This is a genomic window from Pseudomonas sp. PS01270 (assembly GCF_029959775.1).
GTDB classification, from domain to species: Bacteria; Pseudomonadota; Gammaproteobacteria; order Pseudomonadales; family Pseudomonadaceae; genus Aquipseudomonas; species Aquipseudomonas atacamensis.
In genome coordinates this window covers 1-20,174 of sequence record NZ_JASCPT010000036.1, presented here as the reverse complement: position 1 = coordinate 20,174, position 20,174 = coordinate 1, and the positions used below count along the sequence as shown (strand labels likewise).

The following is a 20,174-nucleotide window of genomic DNA, read 5'->3' as shown; positions in this document are numbered from 1 at the left end:
ACCCTTATACGGCCATCAGGTCTTTTTCTTTCTCGTCCGTGGCCTTGGTGATCTGGGCCTCGGATTCTTTGGTCAGCTTGTCGATATCGGCGATGGCACGACGCTCTTCGTCTTCGCTGATTTCCTTGTCCTTGACCAGTTTTTTCAGCTCGCCCAAGGCATCGCGACGGATGTTGCGCACGGCAACGCGCGCGTCTTCCGCTGCACTACGGGCCTGCTTGGTGAAGCCCTTGCGGGTTTCTTCGGTAAGGGCAGGCATCGGGATCAGCAGCAACTCGCCCAGGTTGGTCGGGTTGAGGTTAAGACCGGCGCTCTGGATTGCCTTGTCGACAGCCGCGAGCATGTTGCGCTCGAACGCCACGACCTGCAGGGTGCGCGAGTCCTTTACGGTGACGTTGGCAACGCCGCTCAGCGGGGTATCAGTGCCGTAGTAAGGCACCATGACGCTGCCCAGGATGCTCGGGTGAGCCTTGCCGGTACGAATCTGGCCGAACGCGTGGTTCAGAGATTCCAGGGATTTCTGCATACGCGCCTGGGCGTCTTTCTTGATTTCGTTGATCATTGTTGGCCTTCCTCGATCAAAGTCCCTTCAGCGCCGCCGTGCACGATGTTCAGCAGGGCGCCGGGCTTGTTCATGTTGAATACGCGCAGCGGCATCTTGTGATCGCGGCACAGACAGATGGCAGTCAGATCCATTACACCCAGCTTGCGATCCAGTACTTCATCATAAGTCAGATGATCGAACTTCTCGGCATGCGGGTCCTTGAACGGGTCTGCGGTGTAGACGCCATCAACCTTGGTGGCCTTGAGCACAACGTCAGCGTCGATTTCGATTGCACGCAGGCAGGCTGCCGAATCCGTGGTGAAGAACGGATTGCCGGTACCGGCCGCGAAGATCACGACATCCTTGGAGTTCAGGTGACGCATGGCTTTGCGGCGATCGTAGTGATCGGTCACACCGACCATGGAAATGGCCGACATGACGATGGCCGAGATATTGGCACGTTCCAGCGCATCGCGCATGGCCAGGGCGTTCATCACAGTGGCCAGCATGCCCATGTGGTCGCCCGTGACCCGATCCATACCGGCCTTGCTCAGGGCTTCGCCACGGAACAGGTTGCCACCGCCGATCACCAGACCGACCTGCACGCCGATGCCGACCAGTTGGCCGACTTCCAGCGCCATGCGATCCAGAACCTTCGGATCGATCCCGAACTCTTCCGAGCCCATCAGGGCCTCGCCGCTAAGCTTGAGTAGAATGCGTTTATAGCGAGCCTGATAACCACTGCCCTGCTGAGCCATTGCGAATCTCTCCTGCGGCGTATTTAAAATTCTTTGCGAGCTGTTTACAGCTGGCGTTCACTCTAGCTTGGCGCTGCTGCAGCGCCATCGGAACATGGCTTTGTAAGTCAGTTCCGGGTGGAAACCAAATAAAAAATTGGTACCCCATCTGAAAAGAGGCTGCGCGCGTTAGCGGGCAGCCTCTTTCGGGCGACAGTTGAAAACCGTCTTATTGCTTGGCGGCAGCCAGCTGGGCAGCAACTTCTTCAGCGAAGTTGTCGACCGGCTTCTCGATGCCTTCGCCTACTTTGAAGTAGGTGAAGGAAACGATTTCAGCACCGGCTTTCTTGGCCAGTTCGCCAACCTTGACTTCAGGGTTCTTGACGAACGCCTGCTCGACCAGGCTCGCTTCTGCCAGGAACTTGCTGATACGGCCCTTGACCATGTTCTCAACAATGTTTTCTGGCTTGCCTTTGATCTTTTCTTCGTTCAGCTGCAGGAACACAGCTTTCTCACGCTCGATCGCTTCGTCGGAGACTTGCGAAGGCAGCAGGAACTCAGGGTTGCTTGCAGCAACGTGCATTGCGATGTCTTTGGCCAGCTCGACGTCACCGCCTTTCAGGACAACAGCAACACCGATCTTGTTACCGTGCAGGTAGGTGCCGACAACGTCACCTTCTACGCGTACCAGACGACGGATGTTGACGTTCTCGCCGACTTTGGCAACCAGCGCTTCACGAGCCGATTCCTGAGCGGCGATCAGCGGAGCTGCGTCGGTCAGTTTTTCGTCGAAAGCTTTTTCTACGCTGGCAGCAACGAAGTTCTTGAAGTCGTCTTGCAGGGCCAGGAAGTCGGTCTGCGAGTTGACTTCCAGCAGCACGGCTGCCTTGTCATTCGATTTGATGGCGATTGCGCCTTCAGCGGCAACGTTGCCAGCTTTTTTCGCAGCCTTGATGGCGCCCGAAGCACGCATGTCATCAATGGCTTTTTCGATGTCGCCGTCAGCCTTTTCCAGGGCTTTCTTGCAATCCATCATGCCTTCGCCGGTACGCTCGCGCAGTTCTTTGACCAACGCTGCAGTAATTGCTGCCATTTTCAAATTCCTCTTGGATAGGTTTTCAACCATTCCACCCGATCGAACGGGCGTTCAATTCTTCCCGAACCACCCATGTTGGCTGCCGCACATGACAAATACAGACGTGGGCGCCGACAAATGGTTTTCGAGGTGGCAAAAAGGGGGCCAAGCCCCCTTTTTGCTTACTGAGTCAACGCCAGGGGCGTCGATTACTCAGCTGCAGCCTGAGTTTCTTCAGCTGCGAATTCAACAGTACCGCCAGCAACATTGTTGCGACCACGGATAACTGCGTCAGCCATCGAACCCATGTACAGCTGGATAGCGCGGATGGCGTCATCGTTGCCTGGGATGATGTAGTCAACGCCTTCCGGGCTGCTGTTGGTATCGACAACGCCGATGACCGGGATGCCCAGCTTGTTGGCTTCGGTGATCGCGATGCGCTCGTGGTCAACGTCGATCACGAACAGTGCGTCTGGCAGACCGCCCATGTCCTTGATGCCGCCCAGCGAACGATCCAGCTTCTCAAGATCACGGGAGCGCATCAGCGCTTCTTTCTTGGTCAGCTTGGCAAAAGTACCGTCTTCGGCTTGAACTTCAAGGTCACGCAGACGCTTGATGGAAGCACGAATGGTCTTGAAGTTGGTCAGCATGCCGCCCAACCAGCGGTGATCGACGTACGGCGAACCGCAACGTGCTGCTTCTTCAGCAACGATCTTGCCAGCGGAACGCTTGGTGCCGACGAACAGAATCTTGTTTTTGCCCTGGGCCAGACGCTCTACGAAAGTCAGAGCTTCGTTGAACATTGGCAGGGTTTTTTCAAGGTTGATGATGTGAATCTTGTTACGCGCGCCGAAAATGTACTTGCCCATTTTCGGATTCCAGTAACGGGTTTGGTGACCGAAGTGCACACCGGCCTTCAGCATATCGCGCATGTTGACTTGGGACATGATAGTTCCTTGATAAGTCGGGTTTGGCCTCCACGTATCCCAATGACCAACCAGAGGCATAAAGCCCAAGGCACCCAGGTCATCGTGTCGACACGTGTGTGGATTTAAGCTTTTCGGGGCATCCCCGGAAAGCGGCGCATTTTATACCACAGGGTGCGCAGAAACGGAACCCGGAATCTGTATTCGCACCAAGGACATGGGCGCAGCCCCCTTGGAATCGGCTCGATGGGCACCATTGTATAGACACAAGCCAGACATGCAGGCGCGGATTTGCGCCTCTCGTCTGGTAGAATCGCGTTTTTCAGGGTCGCAAAATGTACGCTTGCCACCCAATTCGTATCCGTAAGCGCCGCCGAGCGCAGAGAGAGCCTGTATGACCGTCAACCTCAAAACCCCCGAGGACATCGCTGGCATGCGTGTCGCCGGCAAACTGGCCGCCGATGTGCTGGAAATGATTGCCGAACATGTCAAACCGGGCGTGACCACTGATCAGCTCAACCAGATCTGCCATGACTACATCGTCAACGTGCAGCAGGCCATCCCCGCGCCGCTCAACTACAAGGGCTACCCGAAGTCGATTTGCACTTCGATCAACCATGTGGTCTGCCACGGCATTCCGAACGACAAACCGCTGAAAAACGGCGACACCCTGAACATCGACGTCACGGTGATCAAAGACGGCTACCACGGCGATACCAGCCGCATGTTCCACGTCGGCGAGGTACCGGTCTGGGCCGAGCGCCTGTCGCAGGTCACCCAGGAATGCATGTACAAGGCCATCGAGATCGTCAAACCTGGCTGCCGCCTCGGCGACATCGGTGAAGTGATCCAGAAGCACGCGGAAAAGAACGGTTTCTCGGTGGTGCGCGAGTTCTGCGGCCACGGCATCGGCAAGGTCTTCCACGAAGAGCCGCAGATCCTGCACTACGGTCGCGCCGGCACTGGCATGGAATTGAAGGCAGGCATGACCTTCACCATCGAGCCGATGATCAACCAGGGCAAGGCCGACACCAAGGTTCTCGGCGACGGCTGGACCGCGATCACCAAAGACCGCAAGCTCTCGGCCCAGTGGGAACACACCCTGCTGGTCACCGACACCGGCTACGAGATTTTCACTTTGCGCAGCGATGACACCATCCCGCGTATCTCGGCCTGACACCCAGAACGCTCCCAGCCTATAGAAGGAAAGCCAATCGATGCCGCAGGTGGATCCCGAACTCTTCGACCGCGGCCAGTTCCAGGCTGAACTGGCCCTCAAAGCGAGTCCTATCGCGGCGTTCAAGAAGGCGATCCGCCAGGCCCGCGAGGTCCTCGACACGCGTTTTCGCAATGGCCGCGACATCCGCCGGCTGATCGAGGACCGCGCCTGGTTTGTCGACAACATCCTGCAAAAGGCTTGGGAGCAGTTCAACTGGAGCGAAGACGCCGACATCGCTCTGGTGGCAGTGGGCGGCTACGGTCGCGGCGAGTTGCACCCGTATTCCGACATTGATCTGCTGATCCTGCTCGACAGTGCCGACCACGAAGTTTTCCGCGATTCCATCGAGCGTTTTCTGACGCTGCTGTGGGACATCGGTCTAGAGGTCGGCCAGAGCGTGCGCTCGGTCGACGAATGCGCAGAAGAGGCCCGCGCCGACCTGACTGTGGTCACCAACCTGATGGAAAGCCGCACCATCTGCGGCCCCGAGCGTCTGCGTCAGCGCATGATCGAAGTGACCAGCACCGCGCACATGTGGCCGGCCAAGGAGTTCTTCCTGGCCAAGCGTGCGGAACAGAAAGCACGTCACCACAAATACAATGACACCGAATACAACCTTGAACCGAACGTCAAAGGTTCGCCCGGCGGCCTGCGCGATATTCAGACCATTTTGTGGGTGGCCCGGCGTCAGTACGGCACGCTGAACCTGCGCGCCCTCGCTGGCGAAGGCTTTCTGGTCGAAAGCGAAAACGCCCTGCTTGCCTCCTCCCAGGAATTCCTCTGGAAAGTGCGCTACGCGCTGCACATGCTCGCCGGCCGCTCCGAAGACCGCTTGCTGTTCGATCATCAACGCACCATTGCCGGCCTGCTCGGCTTTGAAGGAGACGACGCCAAACAGGCGGTCGAAAACTTCATGCAGCAATACTTCCGCACGGTGATGAGCATCGCCCAGTTAAGCGACTTGATCATCCAGCACTTCGAGGAAGTCATCCTCGCTCCGGAAGACGAGGCGCCGCCGCAACCGATCAATTCGCGCTTCCAGCTGCATGACGGCTACATCGAGGCGCGCAATGACAATGTGTTCCGCCGCACCCCGTTCGCCATGCTGGAGATTTTCGTGCTGATGGCCCAGCAGCCGGAAATCAAAGGCGTGCGTGCCGACACCATTCGTCTGCTGCGCGAACATCGTCATCTGATCGATGACAACTTCCGCAACGATATCCGCAACACCAGCCTGTTCATCGAGCTGTTCAAGTGCAAGATCGGCATCCACCGCAATCTGCGGCGGATGAACCGTTACGGCATTCTCGGGCGTTATCTGCCGGAGTTCGGTTTTATCGTCGGGCAGATGCAGCACGACCTGTTCCACATCTATACGGTCGATGCGCACACGCTGAATCTGATCAAACACCTGCGCAAACTGCAGTACACCCAGGTTTCGGAGAAATTTCCGCTGGCGGCCAAGCTCATGGCCAAGCTGCCCAAGCCTGAGCTGATCTACATGGCCGGCCTGTACCACGACATCGGCAAGGGCCGGCATGGCGATCACTCGGAGATCGGCGCGGTCGATGCCGAGGCGTTCTGCCAGCGTCACCAGTTGCCGGTGTGGGACAGCCGCCTGATCGTCTGGCTGGTGCAGAACCACCTGGTGATGTCCACCACTGCGCAGCGCAAGGATCTGTCCGACCCGCAGGTGATCCACGATTTCGCTCAAGCGGTCGGCGACGAAACACGCCTCGACTACCTCTACGTGCTGACCGTGGCCGATATCAACGCGACCAACCCGACGCTGTGGAATTCATGGCGCGCGAGCCTGTTGCGCCAGCTCTACACCGAAACCAAGCGCGCCCTGCGCCGGGGTCTGGAAAATCCGGTGGACCGCGAAGAACAGATCCGTCAGACGCAAAGTGCAGCGCTGGACATTCTGGTGCGCGGCGGCACCGATCCGGACGACGTCGAGCAACTGTGGGCGCAATTGGGCGATGACTATTTCCTGCGTCACACCGCCGGCGATGTAGCCTGGCACAGCGACGCGATCCTGCAGCAACCGGTTGATGGCGGGCCGCTGGTGCTGATCAAGGAAACCACCCAGCGCGAGTTCGAGGGCGGCACGCAGATCTTCATTTATGCACCGGACCAGCACGATTTCTTCGCCGTGACCGTGGCGGCGATGGACCAGCTCAACCTGAACATTCACGACGCCCGGGTCATCACCTCGAGCAGCCAGTTCACTCTCGACACCTACATCGTGCTCGACAACGAAGGCGAATCGATCGGCGACAACCCCGCGCGGATCAAGCAGATCCGCGAAGGCCTGACCGAAGCGCTGCGCAACCCGGACGACTACCCGACGATCATCCAGCGCCGTGTGCCGCGCCAGCTCAAACACTTCGCCTTCGCCCCGCAAGTAACGATCCACAACGACGCCCAGCGTCCGGTGACCGTGCTGGAACTGACGGCGCCTGACCGGCCGGGCCTGCTGGCGCGGGTCGGGGGGATTTTCCTCGAGTTCGATCTGTCGCTGCAGAACGCCAAGATTGCGACCCTGGGCGAGCGCGTGGAAGACGTGTTCTTCATCACCGACGCGCACAACCAGCCGCTGTCTGATCCGCTGCTGTGCAGCCGTCTGCAGGATGCGATCGTCGAACAGCTGAGCGTCAATCAGGAACCGGATATCAAACTTTCGCGGATCAGTATCTGAATCACCCGTTTATCCATGTGAATGCAGCCCATGCTTTCCTCCGGTACATACAATCCCCTGTGGCGAGGGGCTTTATCCCCGTTCGGCTGCGAAGCAGTCGTAAAACCTGTGTATGCGGACATTCAGTTGAACCGCAGTGAATGGTTTTGGGGCCGCTGCGCAGCCCAACGGGGATAAATCCCCTCGCCACAGAAAGCTCTTGAGCATTTAAAAGAGGCCCCCATGAACAACGCTCTGAACCAGCTCCAGCCGTACCCGTTCGAAAAGCTCCGCGCCCTGCTCGGCAGCGTTACGCCGAACCCGGACAAACGCCCGATCGCCCTGTCGATCGGCGAGCCGAAACACCGTTCGCCGAGCTTTGTCGCCGAAGCGCTGGCGAACAGTCTGGATCAGATGGCGGTGTACCCGACCACCCTCGGCATCCCGGCCCTGCGCGAAGCCATCGCCGGCTGGTGCGAGCGTCGTTTTGGCGTGCCGAACGGCTGGATCGATCCGGCGCGCAATGTGCTACCGGTCAACGGCACCCGTGAAGCGCTGTTCGCCTTCACCCAGACCGTGGTCAACCGTGGCGACGATGCGCTGGTGGTCAGCCCGAACCCGTTCTATCAGATCTACGAAGGCGCGGCGTTCCTCGCCGGGGCCAAGCCGCATTACCTGCCATGCCTGGATGAAAACGGCTTCAACCCGGACTTCGACGCGGTAGCACCGGATATCTGGCAGCGTTGCCAGATTCTGTTCCTGTGCTCGCCGGGCAACCCGACCGGCGCGCTGATTCCGGTTGAGACCCTGAAGAAGCTGATCGCCTTGGCTGATCAGTACGACTTCGTCATTGCCGCCGACGAGTGCTACAGCGAACTGTACTTCGACGAACAAACCCCGCCGCCAGGCCTGCTCAGCGCCTGCGTCGAACTGGGCCGCAATGACTTCAAGCGCTGCGTGGTCTTTCACAGCCTGTCCAAGCGCTCCAACCTTCCGGGCCTGCGTTCAGGCTTCGTTGCCGGCAATGCCGACATCCTCAAGGGTTTCCTGCTCTATCGCACTTACCACGGCTGCGCGATGCCGGTACAGACTCAACTGGCCAGCGTTGCCGCGTGGAATGACGAAGTGCATGTGCGCGCCAACCGTGCGCTGTATCGCGAGAAGTTCGATGCGGTGCTGAACATTCTCAGCCCGGTCATGGACGTACAGCGCCCGGATGGCAGCTTCTATCTGTGGCCGAATGTGCAGGGCGATGATGCGGCGTTCTGCCGCGATCTGTTCGAGCAGGAACACGTGACCGTGGTGCCGGGCTCGTATCTGTCTCGCGATGTCGATGGCGTCAATCCTGGCGCCGGGCGTGTGCGCATGGCGCTGGTTGCGCCGCTGGCGGAATGCGTCGAAGCCGCCGAACGGATTCGTGACTTCATCACCCGCCAGAAGTGATCACGGAGCGCTTGCGGCAGTCCCCTGCTGCAAGCGCTCAAGCGGTTATTTGACCTGCCCCAGATTGGCCTCGCTCAAATCCAGTTCCCCGAGCACTTCTCGCAACACGTCATCACCGATCTGGTGCTGACGACTGAGGCTGTAGAGTTCCAGACGTTGCGCGCGCAGCGCTTTCAAACGCAGGCGACGCTCAAGCAGATCCATCTGGAATGCCAGCGCCTGGGCTTCGGCGGAATCGTTGAATACATCAAGTTGATGGCGATATTCGGACATGATCCGCGCCTTGAGCTCCGCCGCCAGCGCCGCTTGAGCGGCATCCTGTGGGACCACTTCTTCGCTTTCCAGCGAGTGAATCGCCGCTTCGGCCGGCTTGCGCCATGCGTCGCGCACCTCCTGACGACGCTTGTCGTCGGGACTTTTGTCGATGCCGCGCAGCAGCAAGGGCAGCGCGATACAGGCCGAGACCAGCGACAGCAGAATCACCCCGGCAGCAATGAAGATCAGCAAGTCGCGTTCAGGAAAAGCCTCGGCGCCGATCAGCATCGGCACCGACATCACGCCCGCCAGCGTCACCGCCCCGCGCACACCGCCCACCGTCAGCAACCAGCATGAACGCGCCGTCGGCACTTGCGTCAGCTCGCCCTTGCCGCGCACTCGGCGCAGCAACACCGACAAGCGCCAGATGCTTTGCACCCAGATGAACCGCAGCAGCACCAGCGCGACGAAGATCGCCAACACATCGAGGCAGCGATAGAACAGCGTCGGCCACAGCGTCGGCTCATGGCTGACCACCGCCTTGATGATGTCTGGCAATTGCAGGCCAAGCAGCAGGAAGATCAAGCCATTGAACGCAAATTCGAGCAGCGCCCAAACGCTGCGATTAAGCAATCGCGTGCTGGTCTGGCGTGGCAACAGATCGAGCCAGCTCTGCATCATCCCCGCTGCCACCGCCGAGAGAATCCCTGAAGCGCCCAGACGTTCGGCCAGTACATAAGCGGCGAACGGCAGCAGCAACATGAACACCACGTGAGTGGCCGGATCGTCCCAGCCCCGGGCGATCATCCACGCGCGCAGGCGTCCGACCAGCCAGCTCAACGCCACACCGACCGCCAGACCACCGAGCGCGACCGCGACGAAGGTCAGACTGGCATTGGTCAGCGAAAACACGCCCGTGACCGCTGCAGCGAGGGCGAACTTGAAGGTCACCAGGCCTGAGGCGTCATTCATCAGCGCCTCGCCCTGAAGGATGTGCATCAGCGGCGTCGGGAGACGGTTCTGCGAAATCGCTGAAACCGCCACGGCGTCCGTTGGCGACAAAACCGCTGCCAGGGCAAAGGCCACCGGCAACGGAATCGTTGGCAATAGCCAATGAATGAAATAGCCGGCACCGACCACGGTGAACAGAACAAGGCCGACGGCCAGGGTCAGGATCGGTCCACGCAATTGCCAGAAGGCGCGTTTGGGCATGCGCCAGCCATCGGAAAACAGCAGCGGCGGCAGGAACAGAAACAGGAACAATTCCGGGTCGAGGGCGACGTGCAGCCCCAGGGTCGGCCAGGCGAGCAAGGCACCGGCGGCGATTTGCACCAGCGGCAATGGCAGCGGGATGACCCGCCCGACCAGTCGCGAGACGCTGACCAGCATCAGCAGGATGAGGACGGTGTAAGCAGTTTGCATAAAACCAGAATCTCAGGCGATCGACAGCGTTGAACTGCCATATTAGCGCCTTAGGCTGTGGCTGACCGTTGCACCTATGTCGCACGGCCAGACGCCGGACTAAATGTGGGAGCGAGCTTGCTCGCGAATGCGGTGTGTCATTCAGCACAGAAATTGACTGAAAGGCCCCCTTCGCGAGCAAGCTCGCTCCCACAGGTTTTACAGCGTTACGACAACCGTGGCCGACGAAACCGTCCGGTCATGGCATAATCCGTCACCATTTTTTTCCAGCACCTGTAAAGGGGGCGATTCCTTGGCCGTTTCAAGTAAAACGTTGCACCTTTTCGGCATCAAAGCCTGCGACACCATGAAAAAGGCGCGCACCTGGCTCGATGAACACGCTGTCAGTTATGACTTTCACGATTACAAGACCGCCGGCATTGACCGTGAGCACCTGACCCAATGGTGCGACGAGCACGGCTGGCAAACCGTGCTGAACCGCGCCGGCACGACCTTTCGCAAACTCGACGACGAACGCAAAGCCGATCTCGACCAGGCGAAAGCCATCGAACTGATGCTCGCACAACCCTCGATGATCAAGCGCCCGGTGCTCGATCTCGGTGACCGAACCCTGATTGGCTTCAAGCCAGATATCTACGCGGCCGCTCTGAAGTAAGCAGCCCGTCACTCTTTGTAGAGGTATTCACATGTCCAATTCCCTGTTCAGCATCGCCTTTGGTGTCGGCACCCAGAACCGTCAAGGCGCATGGCTGGAAGTGTTCTACGCACAGCCACTGCTCAACCCTTCGGCCGAACTGGTCGCGGCTGTTGCGCCGATCCTCGGTTACAGCGAAGGCAACCAGGCCATCACCTTCACCACCGCCCAGGCCGCGCAACTGGCTGAAGCCGTGAAAGGCATCGACGCCGTGCAAGGCAAGCTGCTGACCCGCCTGGCCGAAAGCCACAAGCCGCTGGTCGCCACGCTGCTGGCCGAAGACGCGCAACTGACCTCCACGCCTGAGGCCTACCTCAAGCTGCATCTGCTCTCGCACCGTCTGGTCAAGCCGCACGGCGTGAGCCTGGCCGGTATCTTCCCGCTGCTGCCGAACGTGGCGTGGACCAGCCAGGGCGCGATCGACCTGAGCGAACTGGCGGAAATGCAACTCGAAGCGCGCCTGCGCGGCGAGCTGCTGGAAGTGTTCTCGGTGGACAAGTTCCCGAAAATGACCGACTACGTGGTACCGGCCGGCGTGCGTATCGCTGATGCTGCACGTCTGCGTCTGGGCGCCTATGTCGGCGAAGGCACCACCGTCATGCACGAAGGTTTCATCAACTTCAACGCCGGCACCGAAGGCCCGGGCATGATCGAAGGCCGCGTTTCCGCTGGCGTCTTCGTCGGCAAGGGTTCGGACCTGGGCGGCGGTTGCTCGACCATGGGCACCCTGTCGGGCGGTGGCAACATCGTGATCAAGGTCGGCGAAGGCTGCCTGATCGGCGCCAACGCCGGTATCGGCATTCCGTTGGGCGACCGCAACACTGTGGAGTCGGGCCTGTACGTCACCGCTGGCACCAAGGTTGCGCTGCTGGACGAGCACAACAATCTGGTCAAGGTTGTGAAGGCGCGTGAGCTGGCTGGTCAGACTGACCTGCTGTTCCGTCGTAATTCGGAAACCGGTGCTGTGGAGTGCAAGACCCACAAATCGGCGATCGAACTGAACGAAGCGCTGCACGCTCACAACTAAGCGCTGTAGGCCTGTGGGAGCGAGTCTGCTCGCGAAACTTCTGGCGTCCTCAATGACGCTTTCGCGAGCAGGTTCGCTCCCACAAGGTTTGGCGTACACCCCGCCCAATTTCACAGGGCTGAACCCATGATGATCCCCTCCCCCTGGCGCGCCGATTTCCCGGCTCTCGCCGCCCTGCAACGGCAAGACCAGACCTATCTGGACAGCGCCGCCACCACGCAAAAACCCCAGGCCCTGCTCGACGCACTGACGCATTACTACGCCAACGGCGCGGCCAATGTGCATCGTGCGCAACACCTGCCCGGTGCCCACGCGACGCAAGCGTTCGAAGACAGTCGGCGCAAGGTTGGCCAATGGCTGAATGCCGGTGACAGCGGGCAAATCATCTTCACCCACGGCGCCACCAGCGCGCTGAATCTGCTGGCTTATGGTCTGGAGCCTCTGTTTCAGCCGGGCGATGAGATTGTCATCAGCGCCCTGGAGCATCACGCCAACCTGCTGCCGTGGCAGCAACTGGCGCAACGTCGCAATCTGAAACTGGTGATCCTGCCGCTGGATGCCGACGGCCTGATCGACCTCGGCGCTGCCGTACACCTGATCGGCCCGCGCACGCGTTTGCTGGCAGTCAGTCAGCTGTCCAACGTCCTTGGTGCCTGGCAACCGCTGACCGCTTTGCTCGGCATGGCCAAGGCGCAGAACGCGCTGACGGTAGTCGATGGCGCGCAAGGCGTGGTGCACGGCCGGCATGACGTGCAGGCGCTGGGTTGCGACTTCTATGTGTTTTCCAGCCACAAGCTCTACGGCCCCGATGGCCTCGGCGTGCTGTTCGGGCGCAACGCTGCGCTGGAGCAATTGCAGCATTGGCAATTCGGCGGCGAGATGGTGCTCGACGCCAACTATCAGGATTCGCGCTTCCGCCCGGCGCCGTTGGGGTTCGAGGCGGGCACACCGCCGATCGCCAGTGTCATCGGCCTCGGCGCCACGCTGGATTATCTGGCTGGACTGGATCAGCAAGCCGTGTCTGCCCACGAAGCGGCGCTGCACGACTACCTGTTGCGCGGCCTCGCCGCCCGCAATGGCATTCGCCTGCTGGGCAAGCCGCAACTGGCGCTGGCCAGTTTTGTCGTCGAAGGCGTGCACAACGCTGATCTGGCGCATCTGCTTACCGAACAAGGCATCGCCGTGCGTGCGGGGCATCACTGCGCCATGCCGCTGATGAAAAGCTTCGAACTGGCCGGCGCGATTCGCGTGTCGCTGGCGCTGTATAACGATTCGGAAGATCTGGAGCGCTTTTTCGAGGCGCTGGATCAGGCGCTGGAGATGTTGCGATGAGCCTGCCGGTGGAAGCGGCCGAAGCGCTGCAGACGTTTCAGACTGCGGCGGGCTGGGAACAGCGGGCGCGGTTGCTGATGCAGTTTGGCGATCGCTTGCCGGCGCTGGATGACGCGCAAAAGTGCGAGGCCAACCGGGTGCATGGCTGTGAGAGTCAGGTATGGCTGGTCGGTGAGTTGCGCGACGGGCACTGGCAGTTCAAGGCGAGCAGCGATGCGCGGATGATTCGCGGGTTGGTGGCGTTGCTGCTGTTGCGGGTCAACGGCTTGTCGGCGGCGGAGTTGCAGCAGCTGGATCTGCCGGAGTGGTTCAATCAGCTGGGGTTGTCGCGGCAGTTGTCGCCTTCGCGCAGCAATGGCCTGAATGCGGTGCTCCAGCGGATGAATGAGTTGGCGCGCTAATCGCCTTCGCGAGCAGGCTCGCTCCCACAATGGAAATGCATTTCCCTGTGGGAGCGAGCCTGCTCGCGAAGAGGCCCTCATTAATACCCTCAGGCTTGAGGCTTGACCCGGTCCGCCGGGCGCCGAACACCAGCGACAATCTTGTCCACAGCCTTGGTCGCCGCGACCATGCCAAACGTCGCGGTAACCATCATCACCGCGCCAAACCCGCCGGCGCAGTCGAGCTTCACGCCGTCGCCGACAAAACTCTTCTGCAGACAAATGCTGCCGTCCGGTTTCGGGTAGCGCAGCTGTTCGGTGGAAAACACACACGGCACGCTGTAGTGGCGGGTCACGGTGCGGGAAAAGCCGTAGTCCCGGCGCAACGTCGAACGGACTTTCGAGGCCAGCGGATCGTTAAAGGTACGGTTCAAGTCGCAGACCTGAATCAGCGTCGGATCGATCTGCCCGCCCGCGCCGCCGGTGGTGATGATCTGGATCTTGCGGCGTTTGCACCAAGCGATCAGCGCCGCTTTGGCATTGACCGCATCGATGCAGTCGATCACGCAGTCGATGTTCGGCGTGATGTATTCGGCCATGGTGTCGCGGGTGACGAAATCGGCCACGGCGTGCACCGTGCAATCAGGATTGATCCCGCGCAGACGCTCGGCCATCACCTCGACCTTGGGTTTGCCGACGGTGCTGTCCAGCGCATGCAACTGGCGGTTGGCATTGCTGACGCAGACGTCGTCGAGGTCGAACAGCGATATCTCGCCAACCCCGCAACGGGCGATGGCTTCCGCCGCCCAAGAACCGACGCCACCAACGCCGACGATCGCCACATGGGCGGCGCGCAAGCGTTCCAGGCCCTCGATGCCATACAAACGGGCGATGCCTGCAAACCGCGGATCTTCTGTACTCATGACCATTACCCCAAAAACCGGCGCGCATTATAGGGCCACGCAGCGACAAGTTTTAAGCTGCAAGCGACAAGTGTAAGAACTTAAGTCAGAGACGGCTGCCCAATGTCAGGCATTTTCCCGTCAGTTGTACGGCTGGTTAACCGCCGGTGTAGGATGCGCGCCCCTCGGGCGTCTATCCGACCGATCCTTCGTTCCACAGCCTTTGGAACCCGAAACAGCTATGTCATCGCGTAAATTTGGACTCAACCTGGTGGTGGTGCTGGCCATCGCTGCCTTGTTCACCGGTTTCTGGGCGCTGGTCAATCGCCCGGTCACGGCGCCGAACTGGCCGCAGCAAATCTCCGGCTTCTCGTATTCGCCATTCCAGCAGGGGCAATTCCCACAGAAGGATCAGTATCCGTCTGACGATGAAATGCGCCGTGACCTGGAAATCATGAGCAAGCTGACCGACAACATCCGTATCTATTCGGTCGACGGTTCGCTGGGAGACATCCCGAAACTGGCTGAAGAATTCGGCCTGCGCGTCACCCTCGGCATCTGGATCAGCCCGGACCAGGAACGCAACGAACGGGAAATCACCAAAGCCATCGAACTGGCCAACACCTCGCGCAGCGTCGTGCGCGTGGTGGTCGGCAACGAGGCGCTGTTTCGCGAGGAAATCACCCCGGAAGCCCTGATCGTTCTGCTGGATCGGGTGCGCGCTGCGGTAAAAGTACCGGTGACCACCTCCGAGCAATGGCATATCTGGGAGAAATACCCGCAACTGGCCAAACACGTTGACCTGATCGCCGCCCACGTCCTGCCCTACTGGGAATTCATTCCGGTGGACAAGGCCGGCCAGTTCGTCTTCGACCGCGCCCGCGATCTGAAAAAACTCTTTCCGAAAAAACCGCTGCTGCTTTCCGAGGTCGGCTGGCCGAGCAATGGTCGCATGCGCGGTGGCGCCGATGCCTCGCCGGCAGATCAGGCGATTTACCTGCGCACACTGGTCAACAAGCTCAATCGCCAAGGCTTCAACTACTTCGTGATCGAAGCGTTCGACCAGCCGTGGAAGGCCAGCGATGAAGGTTCGGTCGGCGCCTACTGGGGCGTGTTCAACGCCGCGCGCCAGCAGAAATTCAATTTCGAAGGCCCGGTGGTGGCGATTCCGCAGTGGCGCGTGCTGGCCATCGGCTCGGTGGTGCTGGCGCTGCTGTCGCTGACCCTGCTGATGATCGACGGCTCGGCGCTGCGCCAGCGCGGTCGCACGTTCCTGACGTTTATCGCGTTCCTCTGCGGCTCAGTGCTGGTGTACATCGGTTACGACTACAGCCAGCAATACAGCACGTGGTTCAGCCTCACGGTCGGATTTCTCCTGGCGCTCGGTGCGCTCGGGGTATTCATCGTCCTGCTCACCGAGGCCCATGAACTGGCCGAAGCGGTGTGGATTCACAAGCGCCGCCGGGAATTCCTGCCGGTGCTGGGCGATTCCGACTACCGGCCGAAAGTGTCGATCCACGTGCCCTGCTACAACGAGCCACCGGAGATGGTCAAACAGACCCTCGACGCCCTCGCCGCCCTCGACTATCCCGACTTCGAAGTCCTGATCATCGACAACAACACCAAGGATCCGGCGGTGTGGGAACCGGTACGCGACTACTGCGAAACCCTCGGCCCGCGCTTCAAGTTCTTCCACGTTTCACCGCTGGCCGGTTTCAAGGGCGGCGCACTGAACTACCTGATTCCGCATACCGCCAAGGACGCCGAAGTGATCGCGGTGATCGACTCCGACTACTGCGTGCACCCGAACTGGCTCAAGCACATGGTGCCGCACTTCGCCGACCCGAAAATCGCCGTGGTGCAGTCGCCGCAGGATTATCGCGACCAGAACGAAAGCACCTTCAAGAAGCTCTGCTACGCCGAATACAAGGGCTTCTTTCACATCGGCATGGTCACCCGCAACGACCGTGACGCGATCATTCAGCACGGCACCATGACCATGACCCGCCGTTCCGTGCTGGAAGAATTGGGCTGGGCTGACTGGTGCATATGTGAAGACGCCGAGCTCGGTCTGCGCGTGTTCGAGAAGGGCCTGTCGGCGGCGTATTACCACGACAGCTACGGCAAAGGCCTGATGCCGGATACCTTCATCGACTTCAAGAAACAGCGTTTCCGCTGGGCGTATGGCGCGATCCAGATCATCAAGCGCCACACCCGCAGCCTGCTGCGCGGCAAGGACACCGAACTGACCCGTGGCCAGCGTTATCACTTCCTCGCCGGCTGGCTGCCGTGGGTCGCCGATGGCATGAACATCTTCTTCACCGTTGGCGCGCTGTTGTGGTCGGCGGCGATGATCATCGTGCCGCAACGGGTCGATCCGCCGTTGCTGATTTTCGCGATCCCGCCACTGGCGCTTTTCGTGTTCAAGGTCGGCAAGATCATCTTCCTTTATCGCCGCGCCGTCGGTGTGAATCTGAAGGATGCGTTCTGCGCGGCGCTGGCCGGGCTGGCGTTGTCGCACACCATCGCCAAAGCGGTGCTGTACGGTTTCTTCACCAGCAGCATTCCGTTCTTCCGCACGCCGAAAAACGCTGACAACCACGGTTTCTGGGTGGCGATCAGCGAGGCTCGCGAGGAGCTGTTCATCATGCTGTTGCTGTGGGGCGCGGCGCTGGGGATCTTCCTGGTGCAGGGCATTCCGAGCAATGACATGCGCTTCTGGGTAACCATGCTGCTGGTGCAGTCGCTGCCGTATCTGGCGGCGCTGATCATGGCGTTCCTGTCGTCGCTGCCCAAACCTGCGGCCAAGGCTGAGCCGGCACCGGTCGTCTAAATCCGCAACGCAGCACTAAACGGCGGCCAATGGTCGCCGTTTTGCTTTAAGATAACCGCCATTTTGCGGGCGCGCTCCTATCCCTGTGGGAGCGAGCTTGCTCGCGAAGGCTTTGTAACATTCAACCCTTATGTTGCCTGTTACACCGCTTTCGCGAGCAAGCTCGCTCCCACATTGGCCTCGCTCAAATTCATGATCCGGAGTTTTCCATGACGGCCCACGCCGACCTATCGCCGACCCTTCAACTGGCCATCGACCTGATCCGCCGTCCTTCCGTGACCCCAATCGATGCCGACTGCCAGAAGCAGATGATGCAGCGCCTGGGCGATGCCGGTTTCACCCTGGAGCCGATGCGCATCGAAGATGTGGATAACTTCTGGGCCACTCATGGCAACAACGACGGCCCGGTGCTGTGCTTCGCCGGCCACACCGACGTGGTGCCGACCGGTCCGGTTACCGCATGGCAGATCGATCCGTTCAATGCCGTGATCGACGAACATGGCATGCTCTGCGGCCGTGGCGCGGCAGACATGAAAGGCAGCCTGGCATCGATGACAGTCGCCGCTGAACGCTTCGTCGCCGACTATCCGAATCACAAGGGCAAGGTCGCTTTCCTCATCACCAGCGATGAAGAAGGCCCGGCGCATCACGGCACCAAGGCTGTGGTCGAGCGTCTGGTCGCGCGCAAGGAGCGTCTGGACTGGTGCATCGTTGGCGAACCGTCGAGCACCACGCTGGTCGGCGATGTGGTAAAAAACGGCCGTCGCGGCTCCCTCGGTGCCAAGCTCACGGTCAAAGGCGTGCAGGGCCACGTGGCCTACCCGCACCTGGCGAAGAACCCGATCCACCTCGCCGCTCCGGCGCTGGCAGAGCTGGCCGCCGAGCACTGGGACCACGGCAACGATTTCTTCCCGCCGACCAGTTTCCAGATTTCCAACCTCAATTCCGGCACCGGCGCGACCAACGTGATCCCGGGTGATCTGGTGGCGGTGTTCAACTTCCGTTTCTCCACCGAATCGACCGTCGAAGGCCTGCAGAAACGCGTTGCCGACATCCTCGACAAGCATGGTCTGGACTGGCACATCGACTGGGCGCTGTCCGGCCTGCCATTCCTCACCGAACCGGGCGCGCTGCTCGATGCGGTGTCGTCGAGCATCAAGGACATCACCGGTCGCGAGACCAAGGCGTCGACCAGCGGCGGCACCTCCGATGGCCGCTTCATCGCGACCATGGGCACGCAAGTGGTTGAACTGGGCCCGGTCAACGCGACCATCCACCAGGTCAACGAGCGCGTGCTGGCAGCCGATCTCGATGTGCTGACCGAAATCTATTACCAGACCCTGATCAAGTTGCTCGCCTGATGCTCGCGTGCCCGATCTGCAGTGAGCCGCTCAACGCGGTCGACAACGGCGTGGTCTGCCCCGCCGGGCATCGGTTTGACCGTGCGCGTCAGGGTTATCTGAACCTGTTGCCGGTGCAGCACAAGAACAGCCGCGACCCGGGCGACAATCAAGCGATGGTCGAGGCGCGGCGTGATTTCCTCAACGCCGGGCATTACGCGCCAGTGGCCAGGCGTCTGGCTGAATTGGCGGCGAGTTATGCGCCGGAGCGCTGGGTCGACATCGGTTGTGGCGAGGGTTACTACACCGCGCAAATCGCCGAAGCTTTGCCGAGCGCTGATGGCTACGCGCTGGATATCTCCCGCGAAGCGGTCAAACGCGCCTGCAAGCGCAATCCGGCGATCACCTGGTTGATCGCCAGCATGGCCCGCGTGCCATTGGCTTCAGGCAGTTGCCAGTTTCTCGCCAGCGTCTTCAGTCCGTTGGACTGGGAGGAAGCCAAGCGTCTGCTCAGCGTCGGCGGCGGCCTGATGAAGGTCGGCCCGACCCGCGGCCATCTGATGGAATTGCGCGAACGCCTGTACGACGAAGTGCGCGAATACACCGACGACAAGCACCTGGCCCTGGTGCCGGCAGGCATGGTTTTGGCGCACAGCGAAACCCTGGAATTCAAGCTGACTCTGCACAAGCCCGAGGACCGCGCCAACCTGTTGGCGATGACGCCTCACGGCTGGCGTGCCAGTGCCGAGCGTCGTGCGGCGGTGATCGAGCAGGCCGAGCCGCTCGAGACCACCGTGTCGATGCGCTACGATTATTTCGTTCTTCAATAACTTTTGGTCTCGGGCACAGGCCCGGGGCCGGCTAAATCCGCGAATGGATTTTTCAGACCCGCAGTGAGGACATCCATGCGCCAACCGGACATCGAGATTTACCTGAAAGACGCCGACGTCGACCACAAGGCCATCGCCGCCTGGCTCGGCCAAGCGCTTGGCCCGTGCAGCGACTGGGTGCAGAAAGGCCAGACGTACAAGTGCAAGGCCGGCAACGTGCCGGTGACCTGGCTGCCGAAAGCCGTGGGCAAGTGGAACAGCCTGTTCCTGGAAAGCGACCAGACCCCCTGGGACGACGACATCGCCTGCGCCCGCGCAGCCTTTGCCGCACTGAACGTCGAAGTGCGTTGTGCACCGGGGACGTGGGTCGAAGAAGAAGGTGAAGAAACCGCCGATCGCTGGATTCGCATCAGCGAAGACGGGGAAGAAGAGATCACCTGGAAGACCGCGTAACCAGGGCAACGTCGAGCCCATGTGGGAGCGAGCCTGCTCGCGAATGCGCAGTGTCAGTCGATATGAATGGTGACTGATACAC

At 60.5% G+C, this 20,174-nt stretch carries 17 protein-coding genes and 1 pseudogene; 11 read left to right on the top strand and 7 right to left on the bottom strand.

From position 1 onward, the window contains the following. Positions 1-4: 4 nt before the first annotated feature. From frr to rpsB, 4 genes are all read right to left on the bottom strand, one after another. Positions 5-562, bottom strand: coding sequence for a ribosome recycling factor (frr, locus tag QMX86_RS12970; RefSeq protein ID WP_007954771.1), 558 nt, complete (start codon positions 560-562; stop codon positions 5-7). Next, positions 559-1,302 (bottom strand): UMP kinase, encoded by a 744-nt coding sequence (gene pyrH / locus QMX86_RS12965; RefSeq protein ID WP_003222124.1) that lies wholly within the window; start codon positions 1,300-1,302, stop codon positions 559-561. Before pyrH ends, frr begins: the two co-directional genes overlap by 4 nt. 208 nt (positions 1,303-1,510) lie before the next feature. Next, positions 1,511-2,374, bottom strand: a complete 864-nt coding sequence (gene tsf, locus QMX86_RS12960) for a translation elongation factor Ts (protein WP_016771476.1) — start codon at positions 2,372-2,374, stop codon at positions 1,511-1,513. A 191-nt stretch (positions 2,375-2,565) separates the two neighbouring features. After that, positions 2,566-3,303: a 30S ribosomal protein S2 gene (gene rpsB / locus QMX86_RS12955; RefSeq protein ID WP_003222119.1), complete on the bottom strand. Its 738-nt coding sequence runs from the start codon at positions 3,301-3,303 to the stop codon at positions 2,566-2,568. A 373-nt stretch (positions 3,304-3,676) separates the two neighbouring features. Here rpsB and map point away from each other — a divergent pair, with 373 nt between their 5' ends. The 3 genes from map to dapC all read left to right on the top strand — a co-directional run bounded on the left by map (position 3,677) and on the right by dapC (position 8,624). Then, positions 3,677-4,459, top strand: a complete 783-nt coding sequence (gene map, locus QMX86_RS12950; protein ID WP_024011828.1) for a type I methionyl aminopeptidase — start codon at positions 3,677-3,679, stop codon at positions 4,457-4,459. A gap of 40 nt (positions 4,460-4,499) precedes the next feature. After that, positions 4,500-7,202 (top strand): [protein-PII] uridylyltransferase, encoded by a 2,703-nt coding sequence (locus QMX86_RS12945; RefSeq protein WP_042606977.1) that lies wholly within the window; start codon positions 4,500-4,502, stop codon positions 7,200-7,202. Between the two features lie 222 nt (positions 7,203-7,424). Next, on the top strand, positions 7,425-8,624 hold the full coding sequence (gene dapC, locus QMX86_RS12940) for a succinyldiaminopimelate transaminase (RefSeq protein ID WP_273527123.1): 1,200 nt from the start codon (positions 7,425-7,427) through the stop codon (positions 8,622-8,624). Positions 8,625-8,669: 45 nt separating this feature from the next. Here the strand turns inward: dapC and QMX86_RS12935 are convergent, their stop codons facing one another. Together QMX86_RS12935 and QMX86_RS12930 are read right to left on the bottom strand one after the other, a co-directional pair. Next, the gene (locus QMX86_RS12935) at positions 8,670-10,301 is read right to left on the bottom strand and encodes a Na+/H+ antiporter (RefSeq protein WP_282384228.1); all 1,632 of its coding nucleotides are present in this window, start codon (positions 10,299-10,301) and stop codon (positions 8,670-8,672) included. Between the two features lie 106 nt (positions 10,302-10,407). Next, positions 10,408-10,494 (bottom strand): annotated as a pseudogene (locus tag QMX86_RS12930) (metal ABC transporter ATP-binding protein); the annotation flags it as partial. Positions 10,495-10,593: 99 nt separating this feature from the next. Between QMX86_RS12930 and QMX86_RS12925 the strand changes: the two are divergent. The 4 genes from QMX86_RS12925 (at position 10,594) to QMX86_RS12910 (ending at position 13,755) form a co-directional block, all read left to right on the top strand. Next, positions 10,594-10,956 carry an ArsC family reductase gene (locus tag QMX86_RS12925; RefSeq protein ID WP_038860603.1) on the top strand — a complete coding sequence of 121 codons (363 nt, stop codon included), beginning with the start codon at positions 10,594-10,596 and terminating at the stop codon, positions 10,954-10,956. A gap of 31 nt (positions 10,957-10,987) precedes the next feature. Continuing rightward, entirely contained in the window at positions 10,988-12,022 is a 1,035-nt protein-coding gene (dapD, locus tag QMX86_RS12920; protein ID WP_073476070.1) for a 2,3,4,5-tetrahydropyridine-2,6-dicarboxylate N-succinyltransferase, read from the top strand. Positions 12,023-12,148: 126 nt separating this feature from the next. Next, positions 12,149-13,354 carry a cysteine desulfurase gene (locus QMX86_RS12915; RefSeq protein ID WP_282384223.1) on the top strand — a complete coding sequence of 402 codons (1,206 nt, stop codon included), beginning with the start codon at positions 12,149-12,151 and terminating at the stop codon, positions 13,352-13,354. Further along, positions 13,351-13,755, top strand: coding sequence for a SufE family protein (locus tag QMX86_RS12910; protein WP_122505682.1), 405 nt, complete (start codon positions 13,351-13,353; stop codon positions 13,753-13,755). The genes QMX86_RS12915 and QMX86_RS12910 overlap by 4 nt, the downstream gene beginning before the upstream one ends. A gap of 89 nt (positions 13,756-13,844) precedes the next feature. Here the strand turns inward: QMX86_RS12910 and tcdA are convergent, their stop codons facing one another. Further along, on the bottom strand, positions 13,845-14,663 hold the full coding sequence (gene tcdA / locus QMX86_RS12905; RefSeq protein ID WP_282387678.1) for a tRNA cyclic N6-threonylcarbamoyladenosine(37) synthase TcdA: 819 nt from the start codon (positions 14,661-14,663) through the stop codon (positions 13,845-13,847). 214 nt (positions 14,664-14,877) lie between these two features. On the opposite strand from tcdA, the gene QMX86_RS12900 reads away from it, so the two are divergent. From QMX86_RS12900 to QMX86_RS12885, 4 genes are all read left to right on the top strand, one after another. Continuing rightward, the gene (locus tag QMX86_RS12900) at positions 14,878-17,469 is read left to right on the top strand and encodes a glycosyltransferase (protein WP_282387680.1); all 2,592 of its coding nucleotides are present in this window, start codon (positions 14,878-14,880) and stop codon (positions 17,467-17,469) included. 209 nt (positions 17,470-17,678) lie between these two features. Continuing rightward, on the top strand, positions 17,679-18,830 hold the full coding sequence (gene dapE / locus QMX86_RS12895; protein ID WP_071174532.1) for a succinyl-diaminopimelate desuccinylase: 1,152 nt from the start codon (positions 17,679-17,681) through the stop codon (positions 18,828-18,830). Further along, positions 18,830-19,639, top strand: a complete 810-nt coding sequence (locus tag QMX86_RS12890) for a putative RNA methyltransferase (protein WP_282387855.1) — start codon at positions 18,830-18,832, stop codon at positions 19,637-19,639. Before dapE ends, QMX86_RS12890 begins: the two co-directional genes overlap by 1 nt. Before the next feature lie 75 nt (positions 19,640-19,714). Further along, positions 19,715-20,092: a hypothetical protein gene (locus tag QMX86_RS12885; protein WP_016771488.1), complete on the top strand. Its 378-nt coding sequence runs from the start codon at positions 19,715-19,717 to the stop codon at positions 20,090-20,092. Positions 20,093-20,174: the final 82 nt, after the last annotated feature.